Consider the following 17,364-nt stretch of genomic DNA (forward strand, 5'->3'; position numbering starts at 1 on the left):
TGGCGAACGATCCTAAAATGAAAGAAGTCCCTGTTTTTTTCCTGTCAGTGGTCTCCGGGGAACCGCGAGACACGGAAGGGAAACGTCCTAACCGTTGAGGGGGGAACGTGCCGCGTCCTGTTCGAATCCTATTCATTCTGCTGGTATTGGCGGCTGCCGGGTTTGGAGTCAGGCAATACTTTTATGGGAGCGACCGCGCGGAAAAGGAAGTGATCCGCATTTCCGGCAACATCGAAGTGGTCGATGCCGACATCAGTTTCAAGATCGGCGGCTGGGTGGAAGAACGGCTGGTGGATGAGGGCGAGATGGTGGAGAAGGGGCAGGTGATCGCCCGTCTCGAAAACCGCGACCTGAAACAGGAGGTGGCCATCCGCAAGGCGGAAGTCAACGAGGCGAAAGCCAACCTGGCGGAGTTGCTGGCGGGGTCGCGTCCGGAAGAAATCAGGGAGGCCCGGGCCAAGCTGGAGAAAGCCCAGTCCGATCTGGACGAACTGCTGGCGGGGTCGCGTCCGGAAGAGGTGGCCGCCGCCCGGGCCGAAGTCGAGCAGGCTCAGGCGAGGATGCAAAACCTGAAGGTGGAGATGGAGCGGTACAAACGCCTCTTCGAAAAAGGCGTGGCGGCGGAAGAGAAGTACGATCAGGCGCGCACCGATTATGACATGGCGCTGGCGCAACTGCAGCGGGTGAAAGAAAGCCTGCAACTGGCGGTGGAAGGGCCGCGCAAGGAAGACATCGATCAGGCCCGTTCCGCCTTGAAGGAAGCGAGGCAGCGCTACCAGTTGGTGAAAAAGGGGCCGCGCTCGGAGAAGATCGAGCAGTCCCGCGCCCAGTTGGCCAAGGCGGAAGCCGTCCTGAAACTGGCCGAAACCAAACTGGATTACACCGAGGTGGTCTCGCCGCTCACCGGCGTGGTGCTTTCCAAAAACATCGAGCCGGGCGAGTTCGTATCGCCGGGGACACCCATCGTCACCGTCGGCGACCTGGTCGACGTCTGGGTGCGGGGCTACCTCAGCGAAACCGATCTCGGGCGGGTGAAGTTGGGCATGCCGGCGCGGGTGATGACGGACACGTTTCCCGGTAAAGTCTACGACGGAACCCTTACCTTCATTGCGTCGGAATCCGAATTCACACCGAAAAACGTGCAGACCGAGAAAGAGCGCGTGAAGCTGGTTTACCGCGTCAAGGTCGACGTGCACAATCCCCACATGGAACTGAAACCCGGCATGCCGGTGGATGTGGACCTTCTCTTCCAGCAGGAGGCGTCGTGAAAGAAGCCATCCGCCTGGAACACCTGACCAAACAGTTCGGCGCCGTCACCGCCATCGATGGGTTGACGCTGTCGGTGGAGCACGGAGAAATCTTCGGCATCGTCGGGCCGGATGGCTCCGGCAAAAGCACGCTCATGCGTCTGCTGACGGGGATCATGGATCCCACCTCCGGCGATGCGTGGGTGAACGGCCATCACGTGGCCACCCATTCCGAAGCGGTGAAGGAAGACATCGGCTACATGAGCCAGCGCTTCGGTTTGTATGAAGACCTCACCGTGATGGAGAACATTCGCTTTTATGCGGACATCTATGGCGTGTCGCGCAGAGAGTGGCGCGACCGCATCGAGCGGTTGCTGGCGTTCAGCGACCTGACCCCGTTCAAAAAACGGATGGCCGGAAACCTTTCGGGCGGCATGAAGCAGAAGCTGGGGCTGGTGTGCGCGTTGATCCACACCCCGAAGATTCTGTTTCTGGACGAGCCCACCAACGGCGTCGATCCCCTGTCGCGCCGCGAGTTCTGGCGCATTCTGGAACAGTTGCTCCAGCAGAACGTGACCATTTTTGTTTCGACCGCCTATCTGGATGAGGCGGAACGGTGCCATCGCATCGGCCTTCTTCACCACGGCCAGCTCCTCGGCGTGGGCACGCCGCATGAAGTGAAGCGACTGATGCGGGGCGCGGTCATTCAAATACGCACGAATGAACCGCGGGAGGTGTTCCATCTGTTGCGCGCGAAGCAGGGAACGCAGGCCGCCAACCTGTTCGGCGACCGGGTGCACGTGGTCAGCGAACAGCCGCAGGCGATGATGGAGGAAATCCGGAAGACTCTGGATGCCGCGGGCATTTCAAACCTGGGCCTCCGCGTCGCCGAACCCAGCCTGGAGGATGTTTTCATTTCCGTCCTGGCAGAAAAACAGGGAGTCGCTCCCGATGACCAACCATGACACGAAAGACGCCGTGGTCGTCCACGGCCTGGTCAAGCGCTTTGGTGATTTCACCGCCGTCGATGGCATCAGCTTCCGTGTGAAGCAAGGCGAGGTGTTCGGGTTTCTGGGGCCAAACGGCTCCGGGAAATCCACCACCATCCGCATGCTGTGCGGCATCCTCCTGCCCACCTCCGGGACCGGTCGCATCGCCGGGCTGGACATCCTCACGCAAACCGAGCAGATCAAGTTCCACATCGGTTACATGAGCCAGAAGTTTTCGTTGTACGAGACGCTGACGGTGGAAGAGAACATCGATTTTTTCAGCGGCGTCTATCAGATACCCGAGAAGAAAAAACGCGAGCGCAAGCAATGGGTGGTGGAGATGGCGCACTTGCAGGATCACCGGCATGTGCTCACGCGTATCCTGCCCGGCGGATTGAAGCAGCGGCTGGCTTTGGGTTGCGCCATTTTGCACGAGCCGGAGGTGCTGTTTCTGGACGAGCCGACGTCGGGTGTGGACCCCATCAACCGGCGGCGCTTCTGGGATCTCATCTACCAGCTTTCGGGGCAGGGCGTCACCGTGTTTGTCACCACGCACTACATGGACGAGGCGGAGAACTGCAACCGGCTGGGATTGATCTACCGCGGCCAACTGGTGGCCACCGGAACGCCGGAGGAGTTGAAGGCCAATGAACTGGAAGGGCAGGTCTGGGAAGTTCACTGCGACCGGCCGCAGTCTGCCATGCTGGCGCTGGAGGGTCAGCCGGGCATCAGGGACGTGTCGCTGTTCGGACTCAGCCTGCACGTGGTGGCGGAAGAGGACCCGTCGATGCCGCAACGCATTCAGGATTCACTGCAGAAAGTAAATTGCCGTGTCGAGCGTGTGGAAAAAATCCCACCGGCTCTGGAAGATATTTTCGTCACCCTCATTCAAAGCCGCGAACGGGCGCTCCAGGCCCAACAGGAGGTGGAACGATGAGCCTCCGCCGCGTCTGGGCCGTCGCCCGCAAGGAATTCATCCAGATCGTCCGCGATGTGCGCAGTATTATTCTGGGCATCGCCATTCCCGTTGTGCTGTTGCTGTTGTTTGCCTACGCGCTGACCATGGATGTTGACCGTGTGCCGATCCTCGTCTGGGACCAGAGCGACAGCGCTCTCAGCCGGAACTATGTCCACCGTTACGCCGCCTCGCGTTTTTTTCAGATTGAGGGACACGCCGGCAATTATCACGACATCGAGCGCGCGATCGATGAGAGGACGGCGCTGGCGGGGTTGGTCATCCCGCGTGATTTTGCACAGCGGCTGAACGCCGGGCGTCCGGCGGCGGTGCAGTGGATTGTGGATGGCAGTGATGCCAACACCGGGTTCATCGCGACGGGGTACGCCACGGCGGTCACGCAGGCCTTTTCCGAAGCCGTGCAGATGCGGCACGTGCGCCGTATCACGGGCAAAACGCCGAACGTGCCTCTGGATTTGCGTCCGCGCATCTGGTTCAACTCGGAGCTGGAATCCAAAAACTACATCATCCCGGGATTGATCGCGGTGATCATGATGGTCATCGCCGCCTTGCTGACCTCGTTGACCGTCGCCCGTGAGTGGGAACGCGGCACCATGGAACAGCTCATCTCGACACCGGTGAAAGGGCATGAGCTGGTCCTCGGCAAACTCATTCCGTATTTCCTGATCGGGATGTTCGACGTGCTGTTGGCGGTGGTGCTGAGCAAATACCAGTTTGCGGTGCCCCTGCATGGCAGCATGCCCCTGGTTTTCGGCATGGGGGCGGTGTTCCTGCTGGGTACCCTTTCCCTCGGCCTGCTCATCAGCATCCTCACCAAAAACCAGCTGTTCGCCAACCACCTGGCGCTCCTCACCACCTTCATTCCGGCGTTTCTGCTTTCCGGGTTTGCTTTTCCCATCACCTCCATGCCGACGGTGGTGCAGTGGGTCACCTTTCTGGTGCCGGCGCGTTACCTCGTGTATCTGTACAAGGGGATTTTTCTGAAAGGCGTGGGGCTGGAGGTCATGTATTTCGAAGCGGGCATGCTGGCCTTGTTCGCGCTGGTCATGATCGCCCTCGCACTCACCGCCTTCAAAAAGAAACTGGTGTAGCCATGTTCCGACGCATCCAGCACATGCTGATCAAGGAATTCATCGAGGCCCTGCGCGACCCCCGCATGAAGGCCATTCTGCTGGTCACGCCGATCCTGCAAATGCTCATTTTCGGTTACGCCGTCAGCACCGACGTCCGCCACGTCGCCACCGCCATCGTGGACCTGGACAACAGCACCGCCAGCCGGGAAGTGGCGGCCCGCTTCGAACATTCCGGGTATTTTGATGTGGTCGCCCGCCTGGCTGATGAGTCGCAACTGCGAACGCTGCTCGATCACGGCAGCACCCAGGCGGTGCTGCATTTCCATAAAGGGTTCGACACCGACCTGCGCGCCGGGAAAACCACCGGCTTCCAGGTGATCGTCGACGGCACCGATTCCAACACGGCGAGCATCATCCTCAGTTACTGCCAGCGCATCGTGCAGGCGTATTCCCAGGAACGGTTCCAGGAACGGCTGGTGCGGGTGCTGGGGGCGCATGACAAACCCGCCCGGGTGGAGCTCGAGACCCGCGCCTGGTTCAATGAAAATCTGGAAAGCCGGCTTTTTTACATTCCGGGGGTGATCTGTCTGCTGGTGCTGGTGGTCACCACCATGCTGACCAGCATGGCCGTGGTGCGCGAACGCGAGATCGGCACAATGGAACAGGTGCTGGCGAGCCCCATCAAGCCCGGTGAATTCATCCTGGGCAAAACGTTGCCTTTTGCCGTGTTCGGGTTTTTGGATGTAATCCTCGTTTCGGTGGTGGCGGTGTTCTGGTTTGAGGTGCCGATCCGGGGCAATCCTCTCATCCTGCTGGCGTCCGCAGGACTGTATCTGCTGAATACACTGGCCATCGGTCTGTTCATTTCCACCGTAAGCCGCACCCAGCAACAGGCCATGGTGACCACGTTTTTATTCATTTTCCCCGCGGTCCTGCTTTCCGGCTTTGTGTTTCCCATCCTCAACATGCCGCTGGAGGTGCAATGGGCCACGTACCTGAACCCCATGCGGTATTTTGTGATCATTTCCCGCGGCATTTTCCTGAAAGGTGTGGGGTTCGATATCCTGTGGCCGCAGATGGCGGCGTTGCTCGCCCTGGGTTCGGCCATCCTGTTGCTGACAATCCACCGCTTCAAAAAAACGCTGGCGTGACGCCTTCTCCTCCTCCCGGTTATGGCAGGTTCGTCCGGCGCCGGAAGTCTGCCGGTGACGGGGCTTATGCTGTACCGGAAAAGTGAAAACGGGTCGGGAACCCGGGAGGGGGATGGCCCAGAAGGCCTACAAACAACGGAAGAAGAAAGTGTCCCCCTCTTTTGTCCCGTCAGAAACCCGGGGGAGGGGCGACGCGGTCAAACCGGTCGAATGAATTTCGAATAAAAAGCATATTTTGCGCGGACTTCCTGGTTTTCTCCGGGACCCCCAAGGCAGGAAGGACCCGCCGGCGCCCCCATAAAAAAAGCCGCCACAATCCGCAAAGCAGTGGTTGGATTGCGGGCCAACCTGCGTTATAGTATGCATCGGTTCATGAACCCATTCCGCTCATTTTCCAAACACGATTGAAACGCTTCCCATTACCCAGCTCCCGGCTGGAAGGGAAAATGCAGGGAAAATTCTGCTACGGGGTGGGGTGTGAACGGTTTCTGACTTCCTGGAATTTCTCATATTTGTTAGCTAAAAAACGGTTGACAGAAACTGGAATTTTTTTAGTATTTGCCGGAATATCTCTGTAAAATCCATAGTTTTCAACCTAACACGACCTTAAAAATGGGGTACACAAAGATGTCAGACAAACCAGATATTATATACACGAAAGTCGATGAAGCTCCCGAGTTGGCGAGCGGTTCCTTTCTGCCGATCATTCAGTCCTTCAGTAAAGTGGCGGGCCTGAAAGTCGGCACCATGGACATTTCGCTGGCGGGCCGCATCATCGCGCAGTTTCCCGAACGGCTGAAACCGGAACAGCAACAGCCGGACGACCTGGCCATCCTGGGCGACATGGTTAAGGAGCCCACCTGCAACGTCATCAAGCTGCCGAACATCAGCGCATCCATTCCGCAGATCAAGGCCGCGGTGAAGGAGTTGCAGGAACAGGGTTACGACATTCCGGATTACCCGGACGAGCCCAAAACGGATGAGGAGAAAGAAATCCAGGCCCGCTTTGACAAAGTCAAGGGCAGTGCGGTGAACCCGGTTCTGCGCCAGGGTAATTCCGACCGCCGTGCTTCGGCTTCGGTTAAGAACTTTGCCAGGAAAAACCCGCACAAAATGGGCAAGTGGTCCAAGGATTCCAAGACCGACGTCGCCCAGATGAGCAGCGGGGATTTCCGGTCGAATGAAAAATCCCTGACCGTCACCGCGGCGCAGGCAGGCAAGGCGAAAATCGAGTTCACCGATGCCGGCGGCAACACCACGGTTCTGAAAGACAACATCACGCTGGATGAGGGCGACGTCGTCGATGCCACCAAGATGAGCGCCAAGGCTCTTGACGCTTTCTTGAAGGCATCGAAGGAAGAAGCCAAAAAACGCGGCGTTCTGTTGTCCCTGCACATGAAGGCGACGATGATGAAAGTCTCTGACCCGATCATCTTCGGTCATGGTGTGGTTTCATACTTCGAAGACGTGTTCAAGAAGCACGGCGACACCTTCAAGGAACTGGGCGCCAATCCTTACAACGGCCTCGGCGACGTGCTGGCGCGCATCGAGAAACTGCCTGCCGACAAGAAGAAGGAAATTGAGGACGACATCCAGGCTTGCATGAAGCAGGGCCCGGATCTGGCGATGGTGGACTCCGATCGCGGCATCACCAACCTGCACGTGCCGAGCGACATCATCATCGACGCGTCCATGGCCGCGGCCATCCGCAATTCCGGAAAGATGTGGGGACCGGACGGCAAGGAGCACGACACCCTGGCGGTGATTCCGGACAGCAGTTATGCCGGCATCTACCAGGCTTGCATCGAGTTCTGTAAGGAAAACGGCGAATTCAACCCGTCCACCATGGGCACCGTGCCGAACGTCGGCCTGATGGCGCAGAAGGCGGAGGAGTACGGCTCCCACGATAAAACCTTCGAAGCCAAAAGCGACGGCGTCATCCGCCTCGTCGATGCAAAGGGCAACACCCTGCACGAGCAACAGGTGGAAGCGGGCGACATCTTCCGCAGTTGTGTGGTCAAGGACATCCCGATTCAGGACTGGGTGAAGCTGGCCGTCAACCGTGCCCGCGCGTCTTCCACGCCGGTTGTGTTCTGGCTGGATAAAAACCGCGCGCACGATGCCGAGGTCATCAAAAAGGTGGAGACGTATTTGAAGGATCACGACACCAGCGGCCTCGATATTCAGATCATGGCTCCGGTGGATGCGATGAAGCACTCGCTGGCACGCGCCAAGAAGGGTGAGGACACCATTTCGGCCACGGGTAACGTTCTGCGCGATTACCTCACCGACCTGTTCCCGATCCTCGAACTCGGCACCAGCGCGAAAATGCTGTCGATCGTTCCGCTCATCAACGGCGGCGGCCTGTTCGAAACCGGCGCCGGCGGTTCCGCGCCGAAGCACGTTCAGCAGTTCCAGAAGGAAGGGCATCTCCGCTGGGATTCGCTGGGTGAATTCCTGGCGCTGGCCGAGTCTCTGGCTCACCTCAGCAAAACCTTCGGCAACAAAAAAGCCCAGGTGCTGGCGGATGCGCTGGACCGCGCGACCGGCAAGCTGATGGAGAATAAAAAGAATCCGGGCCGCGAGCTGGGTCAGTTGGACAACGCGGGAAGCCACGTGTACGAAGCGCTCTACTGGGCGCAGGAGCTGGCCGCGCAGAACGACGATCCGGACCTCAAGGAACGGTTCACCCCCATCGCCAAGCAGATGGAGGAGAAGCTCGACACCATCCTCAAGGAATTGCAGGATGCGAAGGGCAAGCCGGTCGATCTGGGCGGTTACTACCACCCGGATCAGGCGAAGGTTGCCGCGGCCATGCGCCCGAGCAACACCTTCAACTCGATTCTGGACAGCATCTAAACGAATCGAACCCGTTCGGTAATTTCAGGAAAGCCCGGCCTTCGCGGCCGGGCTTTTTTTTTGTGCGTGAAAAACGGCAAACCTTGGCGAAAGTCCAGAAAACAAGACGGTTCATTTGACTTGCGCGTTACCCTGCGGCAAAAATTTTTCAAAGCGGATTTTTCGTTTTGGCCGTGCATTGCCGATTTATTCCCAGAAAAAAATATTTTTTTTGAATTGCACAGGAATTCAGCATTTCTTTTTCTGGTCCGCATAAGCCCAATAATTGCAGGCCATACCACCGAAGTGTCGAAAATCGATCGAAAATAAAAACAGCCCAAAATGACTTGAATTTAAAATTTTCTCCCCGATGGGCAGGTTAAATTGTTGATCTCATGATATAATCAGCACCTATCCTAAGAAAAATAATCGGAAACAACAGCGAGGTATGTTTTGACTACAGCAAACCCAGAGCAATCATTTGGGACGAACCCGACGCAAGTCCGCGAGTCGGACCACTACCAAGAGGAGTACGTCAAAAGCTTCGTCGAGAAATGGGATGAACTGATCGACTGGGAACAGCGCTGGAAAAGCGAAGGAGAATTTTTTATCGAGCTGTTACGGTCGCGTGGCATCAAACGCGTGCTGGATGTGGCCTGCGGCACCGGTTTCCATTCCGTGCGTCTGTTGAGCGCGGGATTCGATGTGACCAGCGCCGATGGCAGCCCGGAAATGCTTGCCAAAGCGTTCAAAAACGCGCGCAACCGCGGTCTCATTCTGCGCACGGTGCAGGCAGACTGGCGCTGGCTGAACCGCACCATCCACGAACAGTTCGATGCGGTCATCTGTCTCGGCAATTCGTTCACGCACCTGTTTGCGGAGCACGATCGGAGAAAGGCCCTGGCGGAGTTTTACGCCACGCTCAATCACGACGGCATCCTGATTCTCGACCAGCGCAACTACGACTCCATTCTGGATCAGGGGTTCTCCAGTAAGCATAAGTATTATTATTGTGGAAAGAATGTTTCCGCCGAGCCGGAATACATGGATGACGGCCTCGCGCGGTTCCGCTACACGTTTCCCGACAATTCAACGTACCATCTGAACATGTTTCCCCTGCGGCGCAAGTACACCCGCCGCCTCATGCACGAGGTCGGCTTCCAGCATATCGAGACGTACGGGGATTTCAAGGGAACATTCGACGCCCACGAACCCGACTTTCTGGTACACGTTGCCGAGAAGGAATACCAGGAAGAAGACGAGGAGGATTAGACAGGTCTTCACGACGGATGCGAAGCGAAGCGTGGGCCTGACACAGTCACTCTGCGAATCCTTCCTTATCTACCGGATTCGTGAACCATTCATGCAAAGGGGTTCGCCGTTTCAGGCGGACCCCTTTTTGTATTGCCGCCGGAGGGCGGAGCGTATGCCGGCTTTGTACTTCACACTGAACACTCAGCACCTGCAACCGTTGATCGCGCCGATCACGGAAGAGTGCGACGCCGCCCTGCACGCGGAGTGCATCTGGACCACGGCGGAAGAGTCGCCACCCACGCCGGAGATCCGCCGCCGCGTGAAACGGTGCGACGTGCTGATTGTCGCCATCGGGTCCAGCGGCCCCGGTGCACCGCAACTGAACAAACGCATGCGTGAGGAAATCGTCACCGCTGTCAATCAGGATCTCATCCTGGTGCCCCTGCTCATCGACGATGCACGCCTTCCCGGCAAGGGCGAAGTTGGCGGGGTGTGGAAGTGGTTGCTCAACTCGAAAGCGCACCGCCTGCGCACTGCGCGCTGGTCGGAAGATCTCCATGAGGTGCTGGACGAAATCTTGGCGGAGTTGGCATTCCGCCGTGAGGTCATGGACAAGGTGATGAAAGCGGGCACGGGTCCTTTGCCGGAAGTGAAGGATTCCCAGGGCAACCCACTGGAGCCGCCGCGCATGGGGCTGGAGTTCTCCGGCGTACAGGAACTGCGCCGCACCCTCGACGCGGAACATTACAACCTGGGACGGGCGCGCCAAAGCGGCGACCGTCCCGCGGAAAAACAGGCGCTCGCCGCGCTCGGCCTCGCTTACGCGCGGTTGGGTCAGACCCAGCGTGCCATCGAATGCTTCGAGGAACAGCTTCCCCTCGTCCGCGAATTGAAGGACGCGAAGGAGGAATGCGAACTGCTGGCGAACCTGGGCGACGCGTATGCGGTGTCCGGCAACCTCGCTCGCGCCAAAAAATACTATGAGGAACAGTTGTGCCGCGCGGATGAAATGGGCTTCGCCCCATTCATCGGCAGTGCGTATAACGGACTCGGCCACGTTCACGTCAAGCGCGGCGAACTCGCCTGCGCCATCGACTGTTACCGCAAAGCGTTGACGCACTACCGCGATCTGGAAGACCACGACAAGGAACTGGAACTGCTGGTCGGTATCGGCCTCAACCAGGAAAAGGCCGGCGACCTTTCGCAGGCCGCGGAAACGCTGGAGCAGGCGCGGGTGTCGGCGCGGTACGTCGAGAACCGCAAAGAAGAGGCGCGCCTGAACGTGGACCTCGCGGAACTGTACAAAGCATTGAACGAACCGCAACGCGCCTTCGACTGCCTGGACGATGCCGAAGCCCTGTTCGATCTGTTCGAAGGCAGTTGGACCGACCCCTGGAAATCCCGCATCGCCTCGTTGCGAAGTCAAATGAAAATCGCGTGAGGGCGTCGGAAAAAAACGACATCTTCCGTGAAAATTCTTTTGAAATTTTCAATCCCCAATTGCCAAAGTTTTTCAAAATTTCTGTTGTAAGCTAAAGAGTGGCAAACGTTTATTTCATTGCCGCTTGCGTTGATTTTAATATCCTTGATATTCTGTCGGTTGAGGAATTTGGCTGGGCTATTGGGGCGCGAAACGGTATCTTATTGGGAGGGGGAGGACGGCCGCTGTGCCCGCCCCGGGCATTTGAATTTAAATGACGGGATGCTTCATGAATTTGCCGGAAGGTTCATGCCACCCGCTTCAATTCGGATTCAACGTTTGGTTCATTCTCAGCGAAACGCAGTCTATATAATTATCAATAAACTTAAACGGAGAGACGTATGAGCACTCATGAACAGATTGTTGCCGCGTTTGAGCAATACATTGCCGAAAACGAAAGCTTCGAAACCAAAAACATCAAAGCCGCCGCCGCCCGCGCGCGCAAGGCGCTTGCCGAAATCGGCAAGCTGGCAAAAGCCCGCCGTGCGGAAATCCAGGACAAGAAAAACAGCCTGGGCTGACCTGATTTAAAAAACGTCTTTCAAAACGAATTCCGGCAACATGAGGTAAAACGGATCCGGCCGCCGCGGCCGGGTCCGTTTTTGTTTTTGCCGGGGAGGCAACGCGCGCGATTATTTTTTGCGGAAGAGGTGCGTGGCACTGCCGAGAAAAGTTTCCGCCGATTCCATCAGCGTCTCGGAGAGCGTCGGGTGCGGATGGATGGAATGCGCAATGTCTTCCGCCACCGCGCCCATCTCGACGGCGAGCACACCTTCGGAGATCAATTCTCCCGCGCCCGCACCGCAGAGGCCCACCCCCAGCACGCGGCCGGTCTTGGGTTGCAGAATGAGTTTGGTCACGCCCTCGGCGCGGCCCAGGCTCTGCGCCCGTCCCGACGCGCCCCACGGAAATTTTGCGATCTCCGCCTCGATATTGTTTTCTTTCGTTTCATTTTCTGTCAGCCCGCACCACGCAATCTCCGGGTCGGTGAACACCACTGCCGGGATGGCGCGCGGGCCCCATTCCGTTTTTTCTCCGGCAATCGCCTCCACCGCCACCCGTGCCTCATGTGTCGCCTTGTGTGCGAGCAAGGCACCGCCGGTGACATCGCCGATGGCGTAAATGGAAGGCTCCGTGGTTTGACGTTGCGCGTTCACCGGAATGAATCCGTGCGCGTCGAGTTCAATCGACGTGCTGTTGAGTTCCAAACCCTCCGTGTTGGGTTGGCGGCCAACGGCGACCAGCACGCGATCAAAAATTTCCTCGCGTTGGCCATCCTCGTTTTCGAGAACGGCGTGGACGGCCTCTTTATTTTGCTTGAGCGACGCGACCTTTGTGTTCAGGTGAATGGCTTCGAAATCGCCCGCCAGTTTTCTCTGCAACGGACGCACCAGGTCGCGGTCCACGCCGGGTAAAAGATCGCCCGTCATTTCCACGACCGTAACGCGGCTCCCCAGCGCCGCGTACACCGTGCCCATCTCGAGTCCGATGTAACCGCCGCCGATCACCAGCAGGCGTCCGGGGATGTCTTCGATCTCGAGCGCGGAGGTGGAATCCATCACCTGCCCGCCGGGTTTTGGAAACCCTTTTGGCCAGGTAGGACGCGATCCCGTAGCGACGATGCAGTGTTTGAATTTCAACACCTCGCCGCCGACTTGAATGGAATGCGCATTCTGAAACACCGCGCGTCCGGTGATGCGTTTCACGTTTCTCTGTTTGGACAACTGCGTGAGGCCACCGGTCATCTGGTCGACCACCTTGTTCTTCCATTTTCGGAGCGCGGTGGGGTCGATGCGCGGCTCGCCGAAGTCGAGTCCCCATTCCTTCGCCTGTCGCGCTTCGCCGATGAGCCTGGCGATGTGCAGGAGGGTTTTGGAGGGAATGCATCCAATATGCAGGCACACGCCGCCCGGGGCGTCGCGGTCATCGACCAGTGTCACGTCCATGCCCTTGTCGGCGGCGAGGAATGCCGCGGCGTACCCGCCGGGTCCGGCGCCGATCACGATCAGCGGATGCTCGCTCATGGTCTCATCCTTGAAGCAGGGTGCCGGTGAAATTTTCCAGCCGTTCCGCCAGCGTGCGGGCGAAGCGGGCGGCGTCCGCGCCGTCGATCAGCTTGTGATCGTACGACACGCAGAAGGGCAGGATGAGGCGCGGCTGGAATTTACCGTCCTTGTACACCGGTTGCATGCGTGTGCGCGAGAGGCCGACCACCGCCACCTCCGGCGGCAGGACCAGCGGCGTGAAACCGGTGCCGCCGATGCCGCCGAGATTGGACACCGAAATATTGCCGCCGCGCAACTCGTCGAGCGACACCTTGCGGTTGCGTGCGCGTTCGGAAAGTTCGGTCAACTCCACCGCCAGTTCCGCCACGCTTTTTTGATCGACGTTTTTGATGACAGGCACGATCAGGCCCGAAGGCGTGTCCACCGCGACGCCGATGTTGTAATACTTTTTGTAATGGATGATCCCTTCATTCAGATCGATGCTTGCGTTGAACTGCGGATGTTCCCTGAGCGCCGCCACCAGCGCTTCCAGCACCAGCACGGTGACCGTCAGCTTGCCGCCCATTTTCTTAATGAACTCCGCCTGCGACTTGCGAAGCGCTTCGAGGTCGGTGATGTCTGCCTCGTCGAACTGCGTGACCAGCGGCACCGCGTTCCACGCGCGGGTCAGGTTGCTTGCGATCTTGCCGCGAAGGGAACCCATGGGTTTGGTTTCCACCTTGCCCCACTGTGTGAAGTCGGGAAGCGGTTCCGGCTGGACGGCGGGTCCGGTCGAAGGAGCCGTCATTTTCTTTTTGGTGTAGGCCTTGATGTCGTCCAAAGTGATGCGCCCGCCGCGCGCCGACCCTGCCACCTGCCGCAGGTCCACGCCCAACTCGCGCGCCAGCCGCCGCGCGCCGGGTCCGGCGGGCACGGGAAGGGATTCCACCTGCCGTTCCTTTGACGTGTCTTTGGAACTTTCTTTTTCTTCTTTCTTCTTCTCTGTCTTTTTCTGTTCCGCCGAATCTTCCCGGGTTTGAGGAGGTGCTTTTTGCGGTGAGGTGTCTTTTTCTTTCGACGCCTTTTTCTCCGGTTCTTTTTTCTCAGACGTATCTTTTTCTTTTTTCTCCGCTGGTTTGGTTTCCGGTTCTTCTTTTTTATCGTCCGTCTTTTCCTGTTTGGAGTCTCCACCCGATCCGTCGGTATCTACATCGAAAAGAGATTGACCGACTTTGATGGTGTCGCCTTCCGAGATTTTGACGGCGGTGATGCGTCCGGCGACCGGCGACGGCAATTCCAGGAGCGCTTTTTCCGTTTCCAGTTCGAGGAGCACCGTGTCCACCTTCACTTCCGAGCCTTCTTGCACGTGGATTTTCGCCACATCGCCGGATTCGATGCCTTCACCGAGTGCGGGCAGTTTGATGTCTTCGCTCATGGATGCGTCCTTGGTTAGTTAGAAACCGGATCGGGTTTTTCTGGATCGATGTCCAGGTGATCGATTGCCTGCTGTACGCGTTTCATCGGGATGGCACCTTCTTTGGCCAGTGCGTGCAAGGCGGCGATCGCAATCGACTCCGCATCGACTTCGAAAAACCGGCGCAGGGCTTCGCGAGAATCGCTTCGGCCGAACCCGTCGGTGCCGAGGGTGGTGTACGCATTCGGCACCCACGGCGCGATCTGGTCCGGCACCAGCTTCATGTAATCGGTCACCGCGACGATGGGCCCCTTCTCCTTTTTCAAAATGTCTTCGATATAAGAAGCGCGCGGTTTTTCGGTCGGGTGCAGGCGGTTCCATCGATCGACTTCCAACGCGTCGCGGCGCAGTGCCTTGTAGCTGGTGGCGCTCCACACATCCGCCGATACCTGGAAATGTTCTTCCAGGATGCGCTGGGCGCGGAGCGCTTCCTGCAACAGACTGCCACTACCGAACAGGTGCGCCTTCGGCATGTCCGGTTTGCCGGGTCCGCGCTGGAATTTATACAGGCCTTTGAGAATGCCGTCCTCGACGCCTTTCGGCATTTCCGGCATGACCTGGTTTTCATTGTAGAGAGTGATGTAGTAGAACACGCTTTCTTGTTGCTGGTACATGCGGCGCAGTCCATCCTGAATGATAATGGCGAGTTCGTACGCGTACGCCGGGTCGTACGTGAGGAGGTTCGGCACCGTAGCGGCGAGCAGGTGGCTGTGTCCGTCTTCATGTTGCAGGCCTTCGCCGTTCAATGTGGTGCGTCCCGACGTGCCGCCGAGCAGGAAGCCGCGCGTGCGCATGTCCGCCGCCGCCCAGATGAGATCGCCGATGCGCTGGAAGCCGAACATGGAATAGAAAACGAAGAACGGAATGGTGTTGATGCCGTGTGTGGCATAAGCGGTGCCTGCGGCGATGAACGACGAGACCGATCCGGCTTCGCTGATGCCTTCTTCCAGAATCTGCCCGTCCTGCGCTTCGCGGTAATACAGCAGTTGATCCATGTCCACCGGATCGTACAGTTGGCCCTGGCTGGCGTAGATGCCGTACTGGCGGAACAGGGTTTCCATGCCGAAGGTGCGCGCCTCGTCGGGAATGATCGGCACAATCAGCTTGCCGAGGTCCGGGTTGCGGAGGAGCCGGGTGAGCACTTGCACGAAGGCCATGGTGCTTGATACCTCGCGTCCATTGGACCCTTTGAAAAATTCCTCGAACTGATCGCGGCCGGGAACGGACAACGGCTCGGCGCGCACCTTTCTTTCCGGGAGGTAGCCGCCCAGGTATTTGCGCCGTTCGTGAAGGTAGGTCAGTTCCTCGCTGTCGTCAGCCGGTTTGTAGAAGGGTGCGTTCACGACGTCGTCGTCGCCGATGGGGATGCCGAAACGCGTGCGGAAGCTGAGCAGTTCGTTTTCGTTCAGCTTCTTTGCCTGGTGCGTGATGTTCTTGCCTTCTCCCGCCTCGCCCAATCCGTACCCCTTGATGGTTTTGGCGAGGATGACGGTGGGCGATCCCGTGTGGTTGACGGCCGCGTGGTAGGCGGCATACACCTTTTCCATGTCGTGTCCGCCCCGCCGCAGGGTTTCCAGTTTGTCGTCGGTGATGCTTTGCACCATCTCCAGCAGTTCCGGGTGCACGCCGAAAAAATGTTCGCGGATGAACTTGCCTTTTTCGACCACGTATTTCTGGTACCAGCCGTCCACTACCTCCATCATGCGTTTCTTGAGCAGGCCCTGGTTGTCCTTGGCGAGCAGGGGGTCCCAGTCCGTGCCCCAGATCACTTTGATCACGTTCCACCCCGCGCCGCGAAACGCCGCTTCCAGTTCCTGGATGATCTTGCCGTTGCCGCGAACGGGTCCGTCCAGCCGTTGCAAGTTGCAGTTGACGACGAAGATCAGGTTGTCGAGTTTTTCACGGGAGGCCAGGGTGATGGCGCCCAGACTCTCCGGCTCGTCGGTTTCGCCGTCGCCGAGAAACGCCCAGACCTTGCTGCCGGCGGTGTCCTTGAGTCCGCGGTGGTGCAGATAGCGATTGAACCGCGCCTGGTAGATGGCCATGATCGGCGACAGCCCCATGGACACCGTGGGGAATTCCCAGAACCCCGGCATGAGCCACGGATGTGGATACGAAGACAGGCCGCCGCCTTCCTGCAGTTCGCGGCGGAAGTTTTCCAGCTGCTTTTGCGTGAGGCGCCCCTCCAGGAACGCACGTGCGTACACCCCGGGGGAAGCGTGGCCTTGAAAGTAAACCTGGTCGCCCGGCTCGCCGTTTCCCGGCCCGCGAAAAAAATGATTGAATCCCATCTCCAGAAGAAGGGCAAGCGATGCGTAAGTGGAGATGTGGCCGCCGATGCCGGCGCTGTTGCGGTTGGCGCGCACCACCATCGCCATGGCGTTCCAGCGAATGAGGCTGCGGATGCGCCGCTCGAGCTCCGGGTCGCCGGGATAGGATGGCTGGCCCTCGGCGGAAAGGGTGTTGATGTAGGGCGTGTTGGCGGTGAAGGGGAGATCGTGCCCGGATTTTCGCATTTCGTCCCGCAGGCGATGCAGGATGAACCGGGCGCGTTCCGGTCCGGCTGAGCGCAACAGATAGTGGAGCGAATCCACCCATTCCCGCGTTTCCGCCGGGTCGGTATCGTCCATGGGAATGTTCGCCCATTGCGTCATGCTTACCTCCTCAAAAAGAGATCAGGCGCCGTCCTCAATATTTTCGTGTTTCCAGATTACTGGATTATGAAACAGACCTCAATGGCGTATTCAGCCAAAAAGAGATCCTCCCAACCGGCGTCGATGATGACTGCTTCCGGCATTCCCAGGGAGTGTGCGGTGCTATTTCCATGTCTCTTGTTGAGTGGGTGGGGCTTTCCATTCAACCCCAAAATGGATTGGCTGCCAGTGCAATATTTGGAA

General features: G+C 58.4%; 12 protein-coding genes. 9 read left to right on the forward strand and 3 right to left on the reverse strand.

Translation table 11 applies throughout. From position 1 onward, the window contains the following. Positions 1-107: 107 nt before the first annotated feature. From J2S31_RS04040 to J2S31_RS04080, 9 genes are all read left to right on the forward strand, one after another. On the forward strand, positions 108-1,268 hold the full coding sequence (locus J2S31_RS04040; RefSeq protein WP_237097780.1) for an HlyD family secretion protein: 1,161 nt from the start codon (positions 108-110) through the stop codon (positions 1,266-1,268). Then, complete coding sequence (locus tag J2S31_RS04045) at positions 1,265-2,212, forward strand: ABC transporter ATP-binding protein (protein WP_237097781.1); 948 nt, start codon at positions 1,265-1,267, stop codon at positions 2,210-2,212. The genes J2S31_RS04040 and J2S31_RS04045 overlap by 4 nt, the downstream gene beginning before the upstream one ends. Next, the gene (locus tag J2S31_RS04050) at positions 2,199-3,173 is read left to right on the forward strand and encodes an ABC transporter ATP-binding protein (RefSeq protein ID WP_237097782.1); all 975 of its coding nucleotides are present in this window, start codon (positions 2,199-2,201) and stop codon (positions 3,171-3,173) included. The genes J2S31_RS04045 and J2S31_RS04050 overlap by 14 nt, the downstream gene beginning before the upstream one ends. Next, positions 3,170-4,303, forward strand: coding sequence for an ABC transporter permease (locus J2S31_RS04055; protein ID WP_237097783.1), 1,134 nt, complete (start codon positions 3,170-3,172; stop codon positions 4,301-4,303). Before J2S31_RS04050 ends, J2S31_RS04055 begins: the two co-directional genes overlap by 4 nt. A gap of 2 nt (positions 4,304-4,305) precedes the next feature. Beyond that, positions 4,306-5,436 (forward strand): ABC transporter permease, encoded by a 1,131-nt coding sequence (locus J2S31_RS04060; RefSeq protein WP_237097784.1) that lies wholly within the window; start codon positions 4,306-4,308, stop codon positions 5,434-5,436. Between the two features lie 627 nt (positions 5,437-6,063). After that, complete coding sequence (locus J2S31_RS04065) at positions 6,064-8,295, forward strand: NADP-dependent isocitrate dehydrogenase (protein ID WP_237097785.1); 2,232 nt, start codon at positions 6,064-6,066, stop codon at positions 8,293-8,295. A 432-nt stretch (positions 8,296-8,727) separates the two neighbouring features. Next, positions 8,728-9,546 carry a glycine/sarcosine N-methyltransferase gene (locus tag J2S31_RS04070; RefSeq protein WP_237097786.1) on the forward strand — a complete coding sequence of 273 codons (819 nt, stop codon included), beginning with the start codon at positions 8,728-8,730 and terminating at the stop codon, positions 9,544-9,546. Positions 9,547-9,700: 154 nt separating this feature from the next. Beyond that, complete coding sequence (locus tag J2S31_RS04075) at positions 9,701-10,969, forward strand: tetratricopeptide repeat protein (RefSeq protein WP_237097787.1); 1,269 nt, start codon at positions 9,701-9,703, stop codon at positions 10,967-10,969. Between the two features lie 380 nt (positions 10,970-11,349). Beyond that, a complete protein-coding gene (locus J2S31_RS04080; protein ID WP_237097788.1) occupies positions 11,350-11,529 on the forward strand; it encodes a hypothetical protein in 180 nt (59 codons plus the stop codon). Between the two features lie 111 nt (positions 11,530-11,640). Here J2S31_RS04080 and lpdA read toward each other — a convergent pair whose 3' ends face one another. Genes lpdA through aceE form a run of 3 tightly spaced genes read right to left on the reverse strand, consistent with a single transcriptional unit; the run spans position 11,641 to position 17,121 of the window. Next, the gene (lpdA, locus tag J2S31_RS04085; protein WP_237097789.1) at positions 11,641-13,032 is read right to left on the reverse strand and encodes a dihydrolipoyl dehydrogenase; all 1,392 of its coding nucleotides are present in this window, start codon (positions 13,030-13,032) and stop codon (positions 11,641-11,643) included. A 4-nt stretch (positions 13,033-13,036) separates the two neighbouring features. Then, positions 13,037-14,428, reverse strand: a complete 1,392-nt coding sequence (locus J2S31_RS04090; RefSeq protein ID WP_237097790.1) for a 2-oxo acid dehydrogenase subunit E2 — start codon at positions 14,426-14,428, stop codon at positions 13,037-13,039. 14 nt (positions 14,429-14,442) lie between these two features. Further along, positions 14,443-17,121 (reverse strand): pyruvate dehydrogenase (acetyl-transferring), homodimeric type, encoded by a 2,679-nt coding sequence (aceE, locus tag J2S31_RS04095; RefSeq protein ID WP_237097791.1) that lies wholly within the window; start codon positions 17,119-17,121, stop codon positions 14,443-14,445. Positions 17,122-17,364: the final 243 nt, after the last annotated feature.

Origin of the sequence: Nitrospina gracilis Nb-211 (assembly GCF_021845525.1) — a bacterium.
Classification (GTDB): Bacteria; Nitrospinota; Nitrospinia; order Nitrospinales; family Nitrospinaceae; genus Nitrospina; species Nitrospina gracilis_A.